Below are 17,969 nucleotides of genomic sequence, written 5' to 3' on the forward strand. Positions count from 1 at the left end.
CCCCGGCGCACCCGGCGGGCCCCCGGTGGTGGGGCGTGTCACCGGTCCTCGCGCGGGGCAACGCCCCTGGTGGGAGCAGGCGGGGCCGCACGGGTGGGACACTGGGCGGATGGCCACCGCACTGCCGCTCGTGTTCGACGCCCCGCGCAAGGGTCTGCCGCCCCGCCACCTGGCCGACCTCGACCGCGAGGGCCGCCGCGCCGCGGTGGCCGAGCTCGGGCTGCCCGCGTTCCGCGCCGACCAGCTGGCCCGGCACTACTACGGCCGGCTCGAGGCCGACGCGGCCACGATGACCGACCTGCCCGCGGCCGCGCGGGAGCAGGTGGGCACCGCGCTGCTGCCCACGCTGCTGACCCCGGTGCGCCACCTCGCGTGCGACGACGGCACCACCCGCAAGACCCTGTGGCGCGCCCACGACGGGACGCTGCTGGAGAGCGTGCTCATGCGCTACCCGGAGCGGGCCACGCTGTGCATCTCCAGCCAGGCGGGCTGCGGGATGGCCTGCCCGTTCTGCGCGACCGGGCAGGGCGGGCTCGACCGGAACCTCTCGACCGCGGAGATCGTGGACCAGGTGCGCGCCGCCGCGGCCGCCATGCGCGACGGCGAGGTCGGCGGCGAGCCGGGTCGGCTGTCGAACGTGGTGTTCATGGGCATGGGCGAGCCGCTGGCCAACTACAGCCGGGTGGTCGCCGCCGTGCGCCGCATCACCTCACCGGCCCCCGACGGCCTGGGCATCTCCCAGCGCTCGGTCACCGTCTCCACGGTGGGGCTGGCCCCGGCCATCCGCCGGCTGGCCGACGAGGGGCTCTCGGTCACCCTCGCGGTGTCGCTGCACACCCCGGACGACGAGCTGCGCGACACCCTCGTCCCGGTGAACAACCGCTGGTCGGTGCAGGAGGTGCTCGACGCCGCCGCGTACTACGCGGACCGGACGGGCCGGCGGGTGTCGATCGAGTACGCGCTGATCCGCGACGTCAACGACCAGCCGTGGCGGGCCGACCTGCTCGCAAAGCGGCTCAAGGGCGCCCTCGGCGCCCGGGTGCACGTCAACCTGATCCCGCTCAACCCCACCCCGGGCAGCGAGTGGGACGCCAGCCCCAAGCCCGTGGAGCGGGAGTTCGTCCGCCGGGTGCTCGCCGGCGGGGTGTCCTGCACGGTCCGCGACACCCGGGGCCAGGAGATCGCGGCGGCCTGCGGCCAGCTCGCCGCCGAGGGCTGACCGGCCGCGGTCGACCCGGGCGGGCGGTCGGGTCAGGCGCTCAGCGGCGCCAGGAGTGCTTGCGGCGGCGCATGTCGCGCACCAGCACGCCGACGAGCAGCAGGGCGGTGGCGCCGAGGTAGATGTCCTCGACGTGGCCGCGGTGGTTGCCGAACGAGGCCAGGACCACGAGCAGCACGACGACGGTCCAGCCGGCGATGCGGGTGGCGTGCGGGAACGCGCCCGACCAGCCCCACGCGGCGGACGGCTCGTCGATGGTGGCCTGCGTGCCCTCGACGGCGACCGCGCGGGTCTCGACCTTCTCCAGGTCGTGGGCGGGGACCTCGCGTCCCGAGACGTCGGCCTGGGCCACAGCTGACTCCTGTCGCTAGCCGGGCCCTCGCGGCCCGCGTCCGCCCATGGTGGCACAGCGCCCGACGTCCGTCCCGCCCGCGTGCGGGCACGGCGCAGCGGCGATGATGGGGCCGTGAGCACGCCAGCGCCGCCGGTCGGGGTCCCCACGCGCGTGCTGCTGCTGGGCAGCACGGGGTCCATCGGCACCCAGGCCCTCGCCCTCGTCGCCGCCCACCCGGGCCGGTTCGCCGTCGTGGGGCTCGCCGCGCGGGGCGGGGACCCCGGGCTGCTCGCCGAGCAGGTCCGGGCCACCGGCGCGGGCCACGTCGCCGTGGCCGACCCGGCGGCCGCGGCCCGGCTGCGCGAGCTGGTGCCCGGCACGGTGGTGCTCGACGGTCCGGGCGCGGCCGAGGAGCTCGTCGCCGGCGTCGAGGCCGACGTCGTGCTCAACGCGCTGGTCGGCTCGCTCGGCCTGGGCCCCACTCTGGCCGCGCTGCGCAGCGGTGCCCGACTCGCCCTGGCCAACAAGGAGTCCCTCGTCGCGGGCGGGCCACTGGTCACCGCCGCGGCCGCGCCCGGGCAGATCGTGCCCGTGGACTCCGAGCACTCCGCCATCGCGCAGTGCCTGCGGTCCGGCACCCGCGGCGAGGTCGCCCGGATCGTGCTCACCGCCTCCGGCGGGCCGTTCCGCGGGTGGAGCGCCGCCGCGCTGCGTGACGTCACCCCCGAGCAGGCCGGGGCCCACCCCACCTGGTCGATGGGGCCGATGAACACGCTGAACTCGGCGACGCTGGTCAACAAGGGCCTCGAGCTCATCGAGGCGGTGCTGCTGTTCGACGTGCCCGCGGCCGCGGTCGACGTCACGGTCCACCCGCAGTCGGTCGTGCACTCCATGGTCACCTTCACCGACGGCTCGACCATCGCCCAGGCGAGCCCACCGGACATGGCGCTGCCCATCGCGCTGGGCATGTCCTGGCCCGAGCGGCTCCCCGGCGCCGCGGCGGCGTGCGACTTCACCGCCGCCTCGACCTGGGAGTTCGCCCCGCTCGACGCCGCCGTGTTCCCCGCCGTCGACCTGGCCCGCTGGGCCGTGGAGAAGGGCGGCTGCCTGCCCGCGGTGCTCAACGCGGCCAACGAGGAGGCTGCCGCGGCGTTCCTCGCCGGCCGGCTCCGGTTCCCCCGCATCGTGGCCACCGTGGACCGCGTGCTCGGCGAGGCCGACGCCTGGTCGGCCGACCCGGTTACCGTGGAGGACGTACTCGCAGCAGAGGGCTGGGCACGGGCCCGCTCCCGCGAGCTCGTGACGTCCCGGGAGGACTGACACCCCCATGGCCTTCACCCTCGGTGTCGTGCTGTTCGCGCTCGGGATCGGGGTCTCGATCGCGCTGCACGAGTACGGCCACCTCGTCCTCGCCAAGCTGTTCGGGATGAAGGTCCGCCGCTACTACATCGGCTTCGGGCCGCGGATCGTGTCCTTCCGCCGCGGGGAGACCGAGTACGGCCTCAAGGCCGTGCCGGCCGGCGGGTTCTGCGACATCGCGGGGATGACGGCCCTCGACGAGCTGGCCGACGACGAGGTCGACCGCGCCATGTACCGGCAGAGCGCCTGGAAGCGCGTCGCGGTGATGATGGGCGGCCCGATCACGCACTTCCTGCTCGGCTTCGTCCTGCTCTACGCCGTTGCCGTCGGGTGGGGCCTGCCCAACGTCGGCGCCCCCACCACGGCCGTGGTGGGGGAGACGGTCTGCGTCGCGCCCAGCCAGAACCCGGACTTCACCTACACCGACTGCTCCGGGCCCGGTCCCGCCGCCGAGGCCGGCATCCGGGCCGGGGACGTCATCACCGCCGTCGACGGCCGGCCGACACCGACGTTCGCCGACGTCGTCACCGCCACCCAGCCGCTCAGCGGGACCGTCACCTACACCGTGGAGCGCGACGGCCGGACGCTCGAGCTGCCCGTCACGCTGCAGGACGCGCAGCGCTACGTGCTGCCGGCCGGGTCCACCGACCGGGCCGCGGCCACGGTGCAGACCGTCGGTGCGATCGGGGTCTCCCCGCAGCAGTTCGGCCCCACCGAGTACAACGCGCTGTCCGCCGTCCCCGGCACGGTCGCCTTCACCGGCACCGTGTTCGAGCAGACCTGGCAGGGCCTGCTGCGGTTCCCGGAGAAGGTGCCGGCGCTGGTCTCGGCCATCGGCGGGGGTGAGCGCGCCCAGGACACGCCGATCAGCGTCGTGGGCGCCAGCGTCATCGGCGGCCAGGTCGCCGAGCAGGGGCTGTGGCAGGTGTTCCTCCTGCTGCTGGCGACGCTGAACTTCTTCATCGGGGTGTTCAACCTGCTGCCCCTGCTGCCGCTCGACGGCGGCCACATGGCCGTCACCGTCTACGAGCGGCTCCGCAACGCGGTGCGCCGCCGCCGCGGTCGCCCCGACGGCCCCCCGGTCGACTACACGAAGCTGCTGCCGGTCACCTACGTCGTGCTCGTCCTCGGCGGGGGGATCACACTGCTCACCGTGGTCGCGGACATCGTCAACCCGATCAAGCTCTTCTAGTCCCGCACCCGAACAAGGAAGGTCGTCCGCCGTGAGCGTCCCGATCTCGCTGGGCATGCCCGAAGGCCCCGCTCCCGTCCTGGCGCCGCGGCGCCCCACCCGCCAGCTGCGCGTCGGCGACGTCGGCGTCGGCAGCGAGTCGCCCGTCTCCGTGCAGTCGATGTGCACCACCAAGACCCACGACGTCAACGCCACGCTGCAGCAGATCGCCGAGCTCACCGCGTCGGGCTGCGACATCGTCCGCGTCGCGTGCCCCCGGCAGGAGGACGCCGACGCGCTCACCGCGATCGCGGCCAAGAGCCAGATCCCGGTCATCGCCGACATCCACTTCCAGCCGCGCTACATCTTCTCCGCCATCGAGGCCGGGTGCGCCGCGGTGCGCGTCAACCCCGGCAACATCAAGGAGTTCGACGGCCGGGTCAAGGAGGTCGCGCTCGCCGCGAAGGACGCGGGGATCCCCATCCGCATCGGGGTCAACGCCGGCTCGCTCGACCCGCGCATCCTGGCCAAGCACGGCAAGGCCACCCCGGAGGCGCTGGTGGAGTCGGCGCTGTGGGAGGCCGGCCTGTTCGCCGAGCACGACTTCCACGACATCAAGATCTCCGTCAAGCACAACGACCCGGTCACCATGGTGCGGGCCTACGAGCTGCTCGCCGAGCAGAGCGACTACCCGCTGCACCTCGGCGTGACCGAGGCCGGGCCCGCCTTCCAGGGCACCATCAAGTCCGCCGTCGCGTTCGGCGCGCTGCTGAGCAAGGGCATCGGCGACACCATCCGCGTCTCCCTCTCCGCCCCGCCGGTGGAGGAGGTCAAGGTCGGCAACCAGATCCTGCAGTCCCTCGGCCTGCGCCCGCGCAAGCTCGAGATCGTTTCCTGCCCCTCCTGCGGTCGCGCGCAGGTCGACGTCTACACCCTCGCCGACCAGGTCACGGCCGGGCTCGAGGGCATGGAGGTGCCGCTGCGCGTCGCCGTCATGGGCTGCGTCGTCAACGGCCCGGGGGAGGCCCGCGAGGCCGACCTCGGCGTCGCCTCCGGCAACGGCAAGGGCCAGATCTTCGTCAAGGGCGAGGTCATCAAGACCGTGCCCGAGGCGATGATCGTCGAGACCCTCATCGAGGAGGCCATGAAGATCGCCGACTCGATGGAGGCCGAGGCGGCCGCCGGGGACTCCGGCGGCGCCACCGTCACCGTGGGCTGAGCGGGGACCCCGGCGGTGGTGCTGCGCTCCGGTCGTCGCCCGGACCCGCGGCGTGGCACGCTGGACGACGTGCTCAGGACGGCTGCGGTGCGGCAGCTCGGCAGCGGTGACCTCGCCGCCGTCCGGCGCGCCCTCGAGCTCGACCCCGTCGCCTCCTGCATGGTCGCCGCGCGGGTCGCCGAGGTCGGCGTCGAGGCCTACCGGGTGCACGGCGAGCTGTGGACCTCGGGCTCGCCGGAGGACTCGCTGTGCTTCTCCGGGGCCAACCTCATCCCGCTGCTCGGCGGCCCGGACGCGGTGCGCGCCTTCGGCGACCGCGCCCGGCGTGGCTCGCGCTCGTGCTCCTCGCTGGTCGGGCCCGCGCACCTGGTGCTGCCGCTGTGGGAGCAGCTCGCCCCCGTGTGGGGGGCGGCGCGCGACGTGCGGCCCCGCCAGCCGCTGCTGGCCCTGACCGGGCCCCCGCTCGTGGCCCCGGACCCGTTGGTGCGCCCGGTGCAGCCCCACGAGATCGACCGGTACCTGCCCGCCGCCGTGGCCATGTTCACCGAGGAGGTGGGGGTCGACCCGCGCGGCGCCGACGGGGGCCGCAGCTACCGCGCCCGGGTGGCCGACCTCATCGCCACGGGCCGGGCCTGGGCCCGCTTCGAGGACGAGCACGTGGTGTTCAAGGCGGAGATCGGCTCGCTGTCCGACCGGGTCGGCCAGATCCAGGGCGTGTGGGTGCACCCGGCCCGGCGCGACCGCGGTGTCGGGGTCGCCGGCACGGCCGCCGTCGCCGCCGGGGTGCAGGCCATGGGCCGCACGCCGAGCCTGTACGTCAACGACTTCAACGTCGCCGCCCGGCGCGCGTACGACCGGGTCGGGTTCACCGAGGTCGGCACCTTCGCGACCGTGCTCCTGCACTAGTCGCGACCGTGCTCCTGCACTGATGTTCACCGTGCTCGTGCACCAGCCGCGACCGTGCTCCTGCACCAGACGCGACCGTGCTGCTGCACCGGCGGACCCACCCCGTCGGGCGAACCCGGTCACCCGCCAGGGTGGCAGGTGGTCGCGGCGGCCGCGGGGGGCCGCGGCAGCGGCGAGGCTGCGCGCAGCGACGGGCCGGTGGGGTCCACGCCCGGCGAGACGAGGTCCCGTGCCGCACCACGACCGCAGCCCCCGCCGCCTGCCCGACGTCCCGCGCTCGCCCACGGGACGCGTGCCGCAGTGGGTGCTGGACGAGGCGACCGGCCGGCCCGCCACGCCGGCGCCGTGGCGCGCCGGCCCACCGGTGCTGGGTCCGCCGCCACGCCGTGCCCGGCGGTGGCGCGCCGTGGGCGTGGTGCTCGTCCTGGCCGCGGTCACCGCCGGGGTGGCCTGGGTCGACGGGTCGCTCCTGCCCGCGACGCAGCAACGGGTGGCGGTCGCCACCGGTCGCGCCACGGCCCCGACGCCGGGGTTCGAGGCGCGGGCGGAGCCGATCGGTGCCCCTGCCCCGGTCACCGTGACCAGCCCGTCGCACCGGTGGGTGGCGGAGCAGGAGGACGGGAGCCCGGTCGCGTACGACCCGTGCCGACCCGTGCACGTGGCGGTCCGGCCGGACCGCGCACCGACCGGTGCTGACGCGCTGCTCGCCGCCGCACTGGCCGACGTCTCGGCCGCGACGGGGCTGCGGCTCGTGCTCGACCCACCGACCGACGAGGGACCGACGCAGTGGCGGGAGGCCTACCAGCCCGAGCGGTACGGCGACCGGTGGGCCCCGGTGCTCGTGGCCTGGGTCACCCCGAGCGAGGTGCCCGACTTCGCCGCGGGTCTCGCGGGCGAGGCGGGCAGCCAGGCGGTCTGGTCCGCGGCGACGAGCCGGATGGTCTACGTGACCGGTGTCGTGCACCTCGACCCGGTGTCGATCGGGCGGCTGCTCGCCGACCCGGCCTCGGCCGGCGAGGCCCGAGCCGTCGTCGACCACGAGCTCGGCCACCTCGTCGGGCTCGCCCACGTCAACGACCCGGCGCAGCTGCTCCACCCCGGGACGAAGGACGTCGAGCGGTACGGCCCCGGTGACCTCACCGGGTTGGCCGAGCTCGGGCGCGGTGCCTGCGCCCCGGACCTCTGACCCGCCGGGGGCACCTCCCGCGGCCGCGCCTCCCGGGCCGCGGTCGGGTGCGTCCCTATCGTGGGCGGCGATGGACCGCCGCCGCTCGAGCCCGCACCGCCGGGGCCTCGTGGCCCTGCTCGTCCTCGCCCTGGGCCTCTCCGTCGCGGCGTGCTCGTCGTCCCCGCCGGGGCCCGACGCCGCCGCGAGCCGGTTCCTCGACGCCGTCGCGGCCGGGGACGACGCCGCGGCCGGGGCGGCCACGGACGACCCGGCGACGGCCACCGCCGCTCTGACCGCCACCCGGGAGTCCCTGGCCGCCACGGGCTACCGCGCCGAGCTGGGCAAGGTGCGCGCGTCCGGGGACACCGGCACGGCCGACGTCACCGTGCACTGGACCCTGGCCCGGGGCCGCGACTGGAGCTACCCGGGCCAGCTGCAGCTCGCCCGCCGGGGCAGCGACTGGGCCGTGCGCTGGGCCCCCTCGGACCTGCACCCGCGGCTCGGGGCCAACCAGACGCTGGCGCTGCGCGTCGACACCCCGCCGCGCGCCGCGGTGCTCGACAGCGGCGGTACCGAGGTCCTCGCCCCGACCGAGGTCGAGCGGGTCGTGCTCACCCCCGGCCCCGGGGTCGACACCCGGGCCGCGGCCACCACCCTCGGCTCCCTGCTCGGGCCCGTCATCCCCGGGGTGACCGCGGCGGGTGTCACCGCCGGGCTGGCCGCGGCGGGAGGGTCCCCGTACGAGGTCGCGGTGGTCCGCAGCACCGACCTCGGCGCGCTCGCCGACCGCCTCGACGCGGTGCCCGGGGTCAGCACGGCCCTGGAGTCACGGCTGCTGCCCACCGACCCGACGTTCGCCCCCGCCCTGCTCACCGAGGTCGGCCGCACCGTCGACGACCAGCTCGACGGCCGCGCCGGGTGGCGGGTGGTCACCGTGCTGCCCACCGGGGCGGAGGTGGACGTGCTCACCGAGACCCCGCCCGCACCGGCGGCCGCGGTGGACCTCTCCCTGGACCGGTCGGTGCAGCTGGCCGCGCAGCAGGCGGTCGGCCGGCCCGCGCTGCCCAGCGCGATGGTGGTGCTGCGGCCCTCCAGCGGCGAAGTCCTCGCGGTGGCCCAGAACGCGCCGGCCGACGCGCTGGGCCCGATCGCGCTGCAGGGCCTCTACCCGCCGGGATCGACCTTCAAGGTCATCACCGCGGCCGCCACCCTGCAGGCCGGCCTCGCCACGCCGCAGACCCAGACGGGCTGCCCGGGCACCGCCAGCATCGGGGAGCGCCAGATCGGCAACTACAACACCTTCGACCTGGGCACGGTGCCGCTGCGCACCGCGTTCGCCGCCTCGTGCAACACCACCTTCGCCCGCTACGCCGCCGAGCTGCCCGCCGACGGCCTCACCCGCGCCGCGGCCCAGCTCGGCATCGGGCCGGACTACACCGTGCCCGGCATGACCACGGTGACCGGCTCCGTGCCCCCCGCGGCCGACCAGGTGCTCCGCGCCGAGGACGGCTTCGGGCAGGGCGAGGTGCTCGTCACGCCGTTCGGGCAGGCCCTGGCCGCGGCCACCGTGGCGGGCGGCAGCCGGCCCACGCCGACCCTGGTGGAGCGGACCGGGACCACGTCGCCCCAGCTGGCCGACCCGGTCGACCCGGCCACCGTCGACGGGCTGCGCCTGATGATGCGGCAGGTGGTGACGAGCGGGAGCGCGTCGACCATCTCCGACGAGGGCGAGGTCTACGGCAAGACCGGGGAGGCGCAGTACGGCGACGGCACCACCTCGCACGCCTGGTTCATCGGGTGGCGGGGCGACGTCGCCTTCGCCACGCTCATCGTCGGGGGCGGCGGGTCGTTCAACGCCGTGGCCGTCACCCAGGACTTCCTCAAGGCGCTGCCGCCGGGGGTGTGACCCCGCCCCGGCGGGCGGTCGCGGGGGCGGGGCCGCACTACCCTGGGCCCATGCCCGCCCGCACGCTGCTCACCCCCGGCACGCTGTCCCCGGAGCGCCCCGTCCCCCGCGACATCGCGCGCCCGGAGTACGTGGGACGCCCCGCGCCCGCCCGCTCCACCGACCCCTGGGTGCAGACCCCGGACGTCATCGAGCGGATGCGCGTGGCCGGCCGGGTCGCCGCGCAGGCCCTCGCCGCCGGCGGGGCGGCCGTCGCCCCCGGCGTCACCACCGACGAGATCGACGCCGTCGTGCACGCGTTCCTCGTCGAGCACGGCGCCTACCCGTCCACGCTCGGCTACCGCGGCTTCCCCAAGAGCTGCTGCACCTCGCTGAACGAGGTCATCTGCCACGGCATCCCCGACTCGACGGTCATCCAGGACGGCGACATCGTCAACATCGACGTCACCGGCTACCTCGACGGGGTGCACGGCGACACCAACGCCACCTTCCTCGCGGGCGACGTCGACGAGGAGGTGCGGCTGCTCGTCGAGCGCACCCACGAGGCGACGCTGCGGGCCATCAGGGCGGTCAAGCCCGGCCGCGCGCTCAACGTCGTCGGCCGGGTCATCGAGGCCTACGCCAGCCGCTTCGGCTACGGCGTGGTCCGCGACTTCACCGGCCACGGCATCGGCCGCACGTTCCACTCCGGCCTGGTGGTGCTCCACCACGACGCCCCCGAGGTCGACACGATCATCGAGCCGGGCATGACCTTCACCATCGAGCCCATGATCACCCTGGGCGGCGGGCACGAGTGGGACCAGTGGGACGACGGCTGGACGGTCACCACCCGGGACGGCTCGTGGACCGCGCAGTTCGAGCACACCATCCTCGTCACCGACACGGGTGCTGAGATCCTGACCCTCCCGTGACCGTCGTCCCCGGACCGTGGGGGAGCGGGGTCCGCGGGGCCCTGCTGGTGGCCGGCACCACGTCGGACGCGGGCAAGAGCGTGCTCGTCGCCGGGCTGTGCCGCTCGCTCGCCCGCGCCGGGGTGTCCGTCGCGCCGTTCAAGGCGCAGAACATGTCCAACAACTCCGCGGTCACCCCCGACGGCGGGGAGATCGGCCGGGCGCAGGCGCTGCAGGCGCAGGCGGCCGGCCTGGAGCCCCGCAGCGGGTTCAACCCGGTGCTGCTCAAGCCGGGCAGCGACCGCACCTCCCAGCTCGTGGTGCAGGGCCGCGCCCGCGGCCAGGTCGGCGCGCAGGACTACCACCGCCACCGGGCCGGCCTGGCCGACGTGGTGGCCGCCGAGCTCGACGCGCTGCGCACCGAGTTCGACGTGGTGGTGTGCGAGGGAGCCGGCTCGCCCGCCGAGATCAACCTGCGCGGCACCGACCTGGCCAACATGGGCCTCGCCCGGCGCGCGCAGCTGCCCGTGGTCGTGGTCGGCGACATCGACCGCGGCGGCGTCCTGGCCCACCTCTTCGGCACCACGGCCGTGCTGTCGGCGGCCGACCAGGCGCTGGTGTGCGGGTTCGTCGTCAACAAGTTCCGGGGTGACCCGGCCCTGCTGGCCCCCGGCCTGGACCAGCTGCGGGCGCTGACCGGACGGCCCACGCTCGGGGTGGTGCCGTTCGCCGAGGACCTGTGGGTCGACGCGGAGGACTCCCTCGGCACGCTCGGCGGGGGTCTGCTGGGCCGCCCGGGCCCGCCACGGGGCACTGCCTGGCTGCGGGTGGCCGCGGTCCGGCTGCCACGCATCTCCAACTCCACCGACGTCGAGGCGCTGGCCGCGGAGGACGGGGTGGCCGTGCGGTGGGCCACCGACCCGGCCGAGCTGGTCGGGGCCGACCTGGTGGTGCTGCCCGGCTCGAAGTCGACGGTGGCCGACCTGGCGTGGCTGCGCCGCACCGGGCTGGCCGGCGCGGTCACCGCCCACGCCGCGGCGGGACGCCCCGTGCTCGGGGTGTGCGGGGGCTACCAGATGCTCGGCCGCGCGATCCTCGACGAGGTCGAGTCGGGCGTCGGCGCCGTGACCGGGCTGGGCCTGCTCGACGTCGACGTGCGCTTCGAGCCGGCCAAGGTGCTGGCCCGGGTGCACGGCCGGGCGGACGGGCACGCCGTCACCGGGTACGAGATCCACCACGGCCGGGTCACCCGCACCGGCGACCCCCCGCTGCTCACCACCGCGGACGGGGCGGAGGAGGGCAGCCGGCGCGGCGCCGTGCACGGCACCCACTGGCACGGCCTGCTGGCCAACGACGCGTTCCGCCGCCGCTGGCTGACCGAGGTCGCGGCCGCCGCGGGCCGCGACGGCTTCGTGGTGGCCCCCGACGTCGACGTCACCGCGCGCCGCGACGCCCAGCTCGACCTGCTGGCCGACCTCGTCGAGGCCCACCTCGACCTCGACGCGCTGGCCACCCTGCTGCGGGACGGGCCGACCCCGGGCCTGCCGTTCGTGCCGCCCGGCACTCCCGACCGCTAGCGTCGCCGCGTGGTCGTCGCGCTGCTCGGTGCCGTGCTCTCCGCGCTCTGCTACGGCTCGGCGACGGTGCTGCAGGCCGTCGGGGCCCGGCGCACCGCCACCCTGGAGGACGTCGCGGGGCTGGTGCGGGTGCTGCGGCAGGTGCCCTACCTGGTGGGCCTCGGCCTGGACCTGCTGGGGTTCCTGTTCTCGCTGGCCGCGCTGCACCGGCTGCCGCTGTTCGTCGTCGAGCCGGTCGTCGCCGGGGCCGTGGCGGTGACGGCCCTGCTCGCGGTGCCGGTGCTGGGCGCGCGGCTCACCGGGCGTGAGCAGCTCGCGGTGCTGGCCGTGGTCATCGGCCTGGCCCTGCTCGGCGCGTCGGGCCGGCCCGGGCGCGCCGACCGCCCCCCGGAGCTGCTGCGGTGGGCGCTGGTGGTGGCCGCGGTGGCCGGGGTGGTGGCGGCGCTGCCGGCCCTGCGGCGGGGCGCCCGGTCCGCCGCGGCCGTGCTCGGTGCCCTCTCGGGCTGGGAGTTCGGGGTGGTGGGCGTGGCGGCGCGGGTGCTGCCCGACCGGGTCGACCTGCGGCTGCTGGCCGACCCGGCGCTGTGGGCGCTCGTCGTGGGCGGGGTGGCCGGGATCGTCCTGCTCACCGTGGCCGTGCAGCGCGGCTCGGTCACCACGGCCGTGGCCGCGCAGGTGGTGGTCGAGACAGCGGCGCCGGCCCTGGTCGGCATCGTGCTGCTCGGCGACACCACCCGACGCGGCCTCGCCCCGCTGGCGGTGGCCGGCTTCGTCCTCGCCGTCGGCGCCGCGCTGGCGCTGTCGCGGTTCGGTGACCTGGAGCCCGACGGCGCCGCCGCGCCGCAGCCAGGCTAGGGGGTCACTCGACGCCGAGCATGACCTCCGTCGACTTGACCAGCACGGTGGTGGACGTGCCGACCTCGAGACCGAGCTCGTGGACGGCCTCCTTGGTGATCGAGGCGGTGATGACCTGGTCGCCCCCCGTGAGCTGCACCTTGACGGTGGCCATGACCGACCCCAGGTCGATCTCGGTCACGGTGCCCGCGAGCTGGTTGCGGGTGGACAGACGCATGGTTCTCCCTCGGTCGTGGTGGTCGACCGCCGTGCGGGTCGACGCGGGCCAGGTTAGCGACCGCCGCTAACCGGTCAGCGACTGCAGCCAGCCGGGGTTCGAGATGTCCACCTTCCGGGCCCCGTCGAGGATCGTCGGGGTGGCCACGTCGTTGCCCGACGCCGTGAGGGACTGCTCGCCCGCCTGGGCGGCCGCGGCGGCCTCGGGGACGAGCGAGCCCGAGGAGATCTGCTCCTGCGCGGCGGCGGAGGCACCCTGGCGGGCCGCGAGGTCGGCCAGCTGGGCGTTGCTGAGGTCGGTCGCGGCCTGCTCCTTCGGCTGCGTGGTCGGCAGGAACAGCGCGGAGTGGAACTCGGGGAAGGCCGAGCCCGACCCGTCGCGGGCCACCGCCAGGGCTGCCGCGGCGGCGCGCGTGGAGTAGTCCCCGCTGGCCGAGCGGCTGTTGAGGAAGTTCAGCAGGTGGTAGCGGACCTGGATCGAGCCGGCGTCGAGCGCGGCGGCCACCCGGGCGCCGTCCCGCTGCTCGAACTGCGCGCAGACGGGGCACAGCGCGTCCTCGTAGACGTCGAGGGTGACCGGGGCGTCGGTGCGGCCGACCACGATCGTGCCGCCGTCGGTGCTGACCGGGACGTCCTGCGCCGCGACGACGCCGCCGGAGGCCGGCGCGGACCGCGAGTGCTGGTAGAGGTAGCCGCCGATCACCACGACGAGCACGACGAGGACGACGACGCCGGCGACGAACGGGGTGCGCGACGGGCCCCGGCGGGCGGCGGCGGAGACGACCGACGCGCCGCGGCTGCGGGTGGCGGCCGCCCCGCGGTCGCGTCCCGCGCCGGTGCGGGGCGGGGTCCTGCCGTTCTTCCTGCGGGGGGTGCTGCTCATGGGGTCTCCTCGGTCAGGTCTGCGGGGTGTGGGTGGTCTGCGTGGTCTGGCTGGTCGGCACCGTCGCGGGGGCGGGGTGCCGTGGTGCTCGACCGGGGGCCGAGCGAGAACGGGGTGCGGGGCCGGGCGACGAGCCACCCGGCCGCGGCGAGGAACAGCAGGTCGCGGCCGATCTCGGTGAGGTAGTCCAGCGGGCCCACGTCAGCCGCGCCGCCGCCACCGAAGCAGCCGCAGTCGATGCTGAGCCCGCGCGCCCAGGACGACCCGACGCCGACGAGGAACACCACCAGCAGCGCCGCGGACGCGACCGCGGTCAGGCGCACCCCGACCCCGGCCAGCAGCAGCAGCCCCAGGCCGATCTCGACGAAGGGCAGCGCGTCGGCCACGGGGACGACGGCCGCCTCGGGCAGCAGCTGGTAGGCGCGCACGGCCACGACGGTCTGCAGCGGGTCCGCCGCCTTGAGGACGCCGGAGGCGAGCCACACCGCGGCGAGCCCGACTCGCGCCAGGAGACCGACCGCGAGCAGCCCGCGCCGCCCCCGTCCGGCCGCCGCCGTGCCGGGCCCCGCCGCGGTGCTCACGCCCGTCGCCGGGAGCGGACCAGCGCTCCCGCGCCCAGCACCAGGCCGGCGGCGCCGAGCACGAGCCCGGTGCCCCCCAACCACCGTGCGGTGCCGTCGGCAGGAGCCGCGGCGGTCTGCGCGGCGGGCTCCGCCTGCGCGCTGACCCCCGCGCCCCCGGAGCCGGTGGCCGGGGCGGCCCCGTCGGGGTCACCCCCGGTGGCCGCGGCCAGCGCGAGCGTGGGCACGGGGTGCTCGGGCTCGGTCCCGTCGGCCGGGGTGGGCTCGTCCCAGCTGACCGAGGTGCCGTCGCTGTAGGTCTGCGTCGTCGGCAGCGCCAGCTCGTCGGCGGTGGGCAGCGGGCCGGCGGTGAAGGGGAACAGCCCGAACTGGCCGGGACCGAGGCCACCGCCGGGCTGGGCGGTCCAGGTGATCGCCGTGGGGGTGTCGCCGCCGTCGACGGCCACGCTCCACCCGGGCACGGGGGTGGTGCGGACCGAGGCCAGCGGGGTGTCGGTGGGCAGGCGGACGGTGACGCCGGTGGTCGAGGCGGTGTCGGACTCGGTCGGCACGCGCAGGGTGACGACGCCGTAGCCACCCTGACGGGTGTCGGTGCCGTCGACGACGACGTGCGCGGAGGCGGCGCCGGCCGCGGCCAGGCCGAGCAGCGCGGTGGTGGTCCCGGTGGCGGCGACGCGGAGCGCGACGCGACGGCGGGTGGGGCGGGGGGTCCGGGGGACGGGCATGACGAGGAGACCTCTCGGTGAGGGGGCGCCGCTCGGGGCCCACCGGTGTCGTCCGGGGGCGGTGGCCGGGGGTGCCGGCCGGGGCGGGCGCGGGTGTCAGGGTGCGGTGGTCGCCGGCCGCGGTGGACCGCGCAGCCCCGTCCCGCGCACCGGGCAGGCGGCTGGGGGCACGGCGGGTCCGTGGTGGTCGAGGACCGGCAGGCTCGGCCGGGCCGCCGCCGGCCGCGGCGGGGCCAGCAGCACCGGCGCCAGCGCGGGCAGCGCGGCGGCGAGCCGACGGGCGACCCGGGTCCGGTCCTCCGCACGGACCACCAGCAGGGCGCAGACCAGGGCGGCGAGGGTGTGCCCGGCCAGCATCGGCAGGTCGGTGACGGGGGTGGCCGCGTGCGCCGTCCCGGCCATGCCGGCCATCCCGGGCGTGGTCGCGGAGGCGGTGGCGGGGTGGGTGAGGCCGTGCAGCAGCAGGTGACCGCCGAGCTGGGCGAGGGCGAGCACGCCGACGAGGCCGGCCGGGCCGCGGCGCAGCCCGGGGACCACCACGGCCGCGCCGCCGAGCACCACGCCCAGCAGGGCGACGACGAGCAGGCCCGGGCCGGCGGGCACCGCGCCGCCGGACAGGGCGTGCGCGGCCACCGCGAGCGCGGCGGCCAGCCCCCCGACGCCCCCACCACGGACCACCGCGGGCACGCGGTCCTCGGGGGTGGGGGTCACGTGCCGATGCTACGGACCGCGCGGGGCCGCCGGCCCGGGCGTGGGTGCCGCGCGTCGGTGGGGCCTGCTACGTTCCGGACGCCTCAGTGCTCGGGAATCCGGTGCGACACCGGAGCGGCCCTCGCCACTGTGAGCGGATCGACGCGCGGGACCCGACGTGCCACTGGGCGTGAGCCTGGGAAGGCGGGACCCGCGCCGGCGCGAGCCGGGTCCGCGAGCCAGGAGACCGGCTGGGGTGCCGCTCGATCCTGTCCACGAGGTGCTGGAAGAGGAACCGCCCATGACCGTCCCCGTGCTGCCCGCACGACCCCAGGACGACCCCGGCCGGCTCGGTCGCCGGCCCGTGCTCGCCGTGCTCGCCCCCGTCGTGCTGCTCAACGTCGTGGCCTGGGGGGTGCTGGTGGGGGTGGTCGTCCCGGAGCGGCTGCAGCTGGGCTCGCAGCTGTTCGGCGTCGGGCTCGGGGTCACCGCCTACGTCCTCGGCGCCCGCCACGCCTTCGACGCCGACCACATCGCGGCCATCGACAACACCACCCGCAAGCTCCTCGCCGACGGCCGCAGGCCGGTGTCGGTGGGCCTGTGGTTCGCGCTCGGGCACTCCACCCTGGTGATCGCCCTCGCCGCGGCCGTCGCGCTCGGCGCCCGGGCCGTGAGCTCGTTCGCCGACGAGGAGTCCCCGGTCCGCCAGGTGCTCGGCGTCGCCGGCACCTCCATCTCCGGGGTGTTCCTCTACCTCATCGGGGTGCTCAACCTGCTCGCCCTGGTCGGGATCGTCCGGGTGTTCCGCCGCGCCCGGCGCGAGGGCTACGACGCGCACGCCCTCGACGCCGCCCTGGACGACCGGGGCGTGGTCACCCGGGTGCTGCGGCCGCTGATGCGCTCCATCCGCCACCCCGCCCAGATGTACCCGGTGGGGCTGCTGTTCGGCCTCGGGTTCGACACCGCCACCGAGGTCACGCTGCTGGTGCTCGCCGGGGCCGGCGCGGTGGGCGGGCTGCCCTGGTACGCGGTGATGGTGCTGCCGCTGCTGTTCACCGCGGGGATGACGCTGTTCGACACCCTCGACGGCGCGTTCATGACGGTCGCCTACCGGTGGGCGTTCGCGAACCCCGTCCGCAAGATCTACTACAACCTCACCATCACCGGACTCTCCGTCGCGGTGGCCCTGCTCATCGGCACCATCGAGCTGGTGGGGGTGCTCCACGCCCGCCTCGACCTCTCCGACCCGGTGACGGGCTGGGTCGCCGGGCTCGACCTGCAGAACGTCGGCTACCTGGTGGTGGCCCTGTTCGTCGTGGTGTGGGCGGCGGCCGTGGGGTGGTGGAAGCTCGGTGGGGTCGAGCAGCGGTGGGCGCTGCGCGACGCGTCCCCGCCGGCCGGGCCCGAGCAGCGCCTGGCACCCTGAGCGCCGTGACCGACCGCGACGACGTCCGCCGCGCCCTCGTCGCCGACCCCGGCCGAGCCGGCCTGGTGCTCGACTTCGACGGCGTGCTCTCACCCATCGTCGACGACCCGGCGAGCAGCACCCTGCCCGACGGCACGGCCGAGCTCCTCGCCTCGCTGGCCCGCCGGCTGGGGCTCGTCGCGCTGCTCTCCGGCCGTCCGGCCGACTTCCTCGCCGCCCGCGCCGGGGTGGCCGGCGTGGTGCTGCTCGGCTCCTACGGGGTGCAGGAGCACCGCGACGGGGCCACCACGCTGCTGCCCGCCGTGGCCCGGTGGGTGCCGGTGGTCGCGGGGGCCCGGGCCGCCCTCGAGGCGGGGGTGGCGGGCCTGCCCGGCGTGCTGGTGGAGGACAAGGAGCTGGCGGTGGCCGTGCACTGGCGCCGCAGCCCGGACCCCGGCACCGCAGGCCGGGCCGTGGCCGACCTCGTGGCCGCGGTGGCGGGCACGACCGGGCTGGCCGTGGAGCCGGGCAAGCTGGTGCTCGAGCTGCGACCCCCGGTGGGGGAGGACAAGGGCACCGCGCTGCGCCGCCTCGCCGCCGCGCACGACCTGCAGGTGGTGGCCTACGCGGGCGACGACCGCGGCGACCTGCCCGCGTTCGCCGCCGTGGCCGAGCTCGGCGGGCACGCCCTCGTCGTCGAGGGGCCGGGCACCGACCCCGAGGTTGCGGCCGTCGCGGGCCCGCACCTCGACGGACCCGACGACGTCGCCGGGCGGCTGCGCGAGCTCGTCGCCGCGGTCGACGCCGCGGGCTGAGCGGGCCGCCCTACAGGAGGTCGGCCACGGCGTCGCGCGCGGCCAGCACC

Annotated in this window: 18 protein-coding genes and 1 riboswitch; of the genes, 12 read left to right on the plus strand and 6 right to left on the minus strand. The window is 76.4% G+C overall.

Features of this window, described 5'->3' with window-relative positions; all coding sequences use genetic code 11:
* The first annotated feature begins 109 nt into the window (after window positions 1–109).
* Window positions 110–1,219 (plus strand): dual-specificity RNA methyltransferase RlmN, encoded by a 1,110-nt coding sequence (gene rlmN, locus ACYVOF_RS08780; RefSeq protein ID WP_460865657.1) that lies wholly within the window; start codon window positions 110–112, stop codon window positions 1,217–1,219.
* Between the two features lie 40 nt (window positions 1,220–1,259).
* Here the strand turns inward: rlmN and ACYVOF_RS08785 are convergent, their stop codons facing one another.
* Window positions 1,260–1,571 (minus strand): DUF2631 domain-containing protein, encoded by a 312-nt coding sequence (locus tag ACYVOF_RS08785; protein ID WP_460865659.1) that lies wholly within the window; start codon window positions 1,569–1,571, stop codon window positions 1,260–1,262.
* Between the two features lie 114 nt (window positions 1,572–1,685).
* On the opposite strand from ACYVOF_RS08785, the gene dxr reads away from it, so the two are divergent.
* The 9 genes from dxr to ACYVOF_RS08830 all read left to right on the plus strand — a co-directional run bounded on the left by dxr (window position 1,686) and on the right by ACYVOF_RS08830 (window position 12,604).
* The gene (dxr, locus tag ACYVOF_RS08790) at window positions 1,686–2,873 is read left to right on the plus strand and encodes a 1-deoxy-D-xylulose-5-phosphate reductoisomerase (protein ID WP_460865661.1); all 1,188 of its coding nucleotides are present in this window, start codon (window positions 1,686–1,688) and stop codon (window positions 2,871–2,873) included.
* 7 nt (window positions 2,874–2,880) lie between these two features.
* A complete protein-coding gene (locus tag ACYVOF_RS08795) occupies window positions 2,881–4,104 on the plus strand; it encodes a M50 family metallopeptidase (protein WP_460865663.1) in 1,224 nt (407 codons plus the stop codon).
* Window positions 4,105–4,159: 55 nt separating this feature from the next.
* Entirely contained in the window at window positions 4,160–5,302 is a 1,143-nt protein-coding gene (ispG, locus tag ACYVOF_RS08800) for a flavodoxin-dependent (E)-4-hydroxy-3-methylbut-2-enyl-diphosphate synthase (protein WP_460865694.1), read from the plus strand.
* Window positions 5,303–5,371: 69 nt separating this feature from the next.
* Complete coding sequence (locus ACYVOF_RS08805) at window positions 5,372–6,208, plus strand: GNAT family N-acetyltransferase (RefSeq protein ID WP_460865665.1); 837 nt, start codon at window positions 5,372–5,374, stop codon at window positions 6,206–6,208.
* 229 nt (window positions 6,209–6,437) lie between these two features.
* Entirely contained in the window at window positions 6,438–7,394 is a 957-nt protein-coding gene (locus ACYVOF_RS08810) for a hypothetical protein (RefSeq protein WP_460865667.1), read from the plus strand.
* A gap of 70 nt (window positions 7,395–7,464) precedes the next feature.
* A complete protein-coding gene (locus ACYVOF_RS08815; protein WP_460865669.1) occupies window positions 7,465–9,282 on the plus strand; it encodes a penicillin-binding transpeptidase domain-containing protein in 1,818 nt (605 codons plus the stop codon).
* 50 nt (window positions 9,283–9,332) lie between these two features.
* Window positions 9,333–10,193 carry a type I methionyl aminopeptidase gene (gene map / locus ACYVOF_RS08820; RefSeq protein ID WP_460865671.1) on the plus strand — a complete coding sequence of 287 codons (861 nt, stop codon included), beginning with the start codon at window positions 9,333–9,335 and terminating at the stop codon, window positions 10,191–10,193.
* Window positions 10,190–11,749: a cobyric acid synthase gene (locus ACYVOF_RS08825; RefSeq protein ID WP_460865673.1), complete on the plus strand. Its 1,560-nt coding sequence runs from the start codon at window positions 10,190–10,192 to the stop codon at window positions 11,747–11,749. The genes map and ACYVOF_RS08825 overlap by 4 nt, the downstream gene beginning before the upstream one ends.
* Before the next feature lie 9 nt (window positions 11,750–11,758).
* The gene (locus tag ACYVOF_RS08830) at window positions 11,759–12,604 is read left to right on the plus strand and encodes a hypothetical protein (RefSeq protein ID WP_460865675.1); all 846 of its coding nucleotides are present in this window, start codon (window positions 11,759–11,761) and stop codon (window positions 12,602–12,604) included.
* A gap of 4 nt (window positions 12,605–12,608) precedes the next feature.
* Here ACYVOF_RS08830 and ACYVOF_RS08835 read toward each other — a convergent pair whose 3' ends face one another.
* The 5 genes from ACYVOF_RS08835 to ACYVOF_RS08855 all read right to left on the minus strand — a co-directional run bounded on the left by ACYVOF_RS08835 (window position 12,609) and on the right by ACYVOF_RS08855 (window position 15,720).
* The gene (locus ACYVOF_RS08835) at window positions 12,609–12,821 is read right to left on the minus strand and encodes a TOBE domain-containing protein (RefSeq protein WP_460865677.1); all 213 of its coding nucleotides are present in this window, start codon (window positions 12,819–12,821) and stop codon (window positions 12,609–12,611) included.
* Window positions 12,822–12,887: 66 nt separating this feature from the next.
* Window positions 12,888–13,703 carry a DsbA family protein gene (locus tag ACYVOF_RS08840; RefSeq protein WP_460865679.1) on the minus strand — a complete coding sequence of 272 codons (816 nt, stop codon included), beginning with the start codon at window positions 13,701–13,703 and terminating at the stop codon, window positions 12,888–12,890.
* Window positions 13,700–14,230, minus strand: a complete 531-nt coding sequence (locus tag ACYVOF_RS08845; protein ID WP_460865696.1) for a MauE/DoxX family redox-associated membrane protein — start codon at window positions 14,228–14,230, stop codon at window positions 13,700–13,702. The genes ACYVOF_RS08840 and ACYVOF_RS08845 overlap by 4 nt, the downstream gene beginning before the upstream one ends.
* Before the next feature lie 50 nt (window positions 14,231–14,280).
* Window positions 14,281–15,009, minus strand: a complete 729-nt coding sequence (locus ACYVOF_RS08850; protein ID WP_460865680.1) for a YcnI family protein — start codon at window positions 15,007–15,009, stop codon at window positions 14,281–14,283.
* 96 nt (window positions 15,010–15,105) lie between these two features.
* Complete coding sequence (locus ACYVOF_RS08855) at window positions 15,106–15,720, minus strand: hypothetical protein (RefSeq protein ID WP_460865681.1); 615 nt, start codon at window positions 15,718–15,720, stop codon at window positions 15,106–15,108.
* 67 nt (window positions 15,721–15,787) lie between these two features.
* Window positions 15,788–15,969: riboswitch (cobalamin riboswitch) on the plus strand.
* 31 nt (window positions 15,970–16,000) lie between these two features.
* Here ACYVOF_RS08855 and nicT point away from each other — a divergent pair.
* Window positions 16,001–17,125 carry a Nickel transporter NicT gene (nicT, locus tag ACYVOF_RS08860; protein WP_460865683.1) on the plus strand — a complete coding sequence of 375 codons (1,125 nt, stop codon included), beginning with the start codon at window positions 16,001–16,003 and terminating at the stop codon, window positions 17,123–17,125.
* A 5-nt stretch (window positions 17,126–17,130) separates the two neighbouring features.
* Window positions 17,131–17,919, plus strand: coding sequence for a trehalose-phosphatase (gene otsB, locus ACYVOF_RS08865; RefSeq protein WP_460865685.1), 789 nt, complete (start codon window positions 17,131–17,133; stop codon window positions 17,917–17,919).
* Window positions 17,920–17,969 lie beyond the last annotated feature (50 nt).

The sequence above is a fragment of the Rhodococcus aerolatus genome (genome assembly GCF_054783215.1).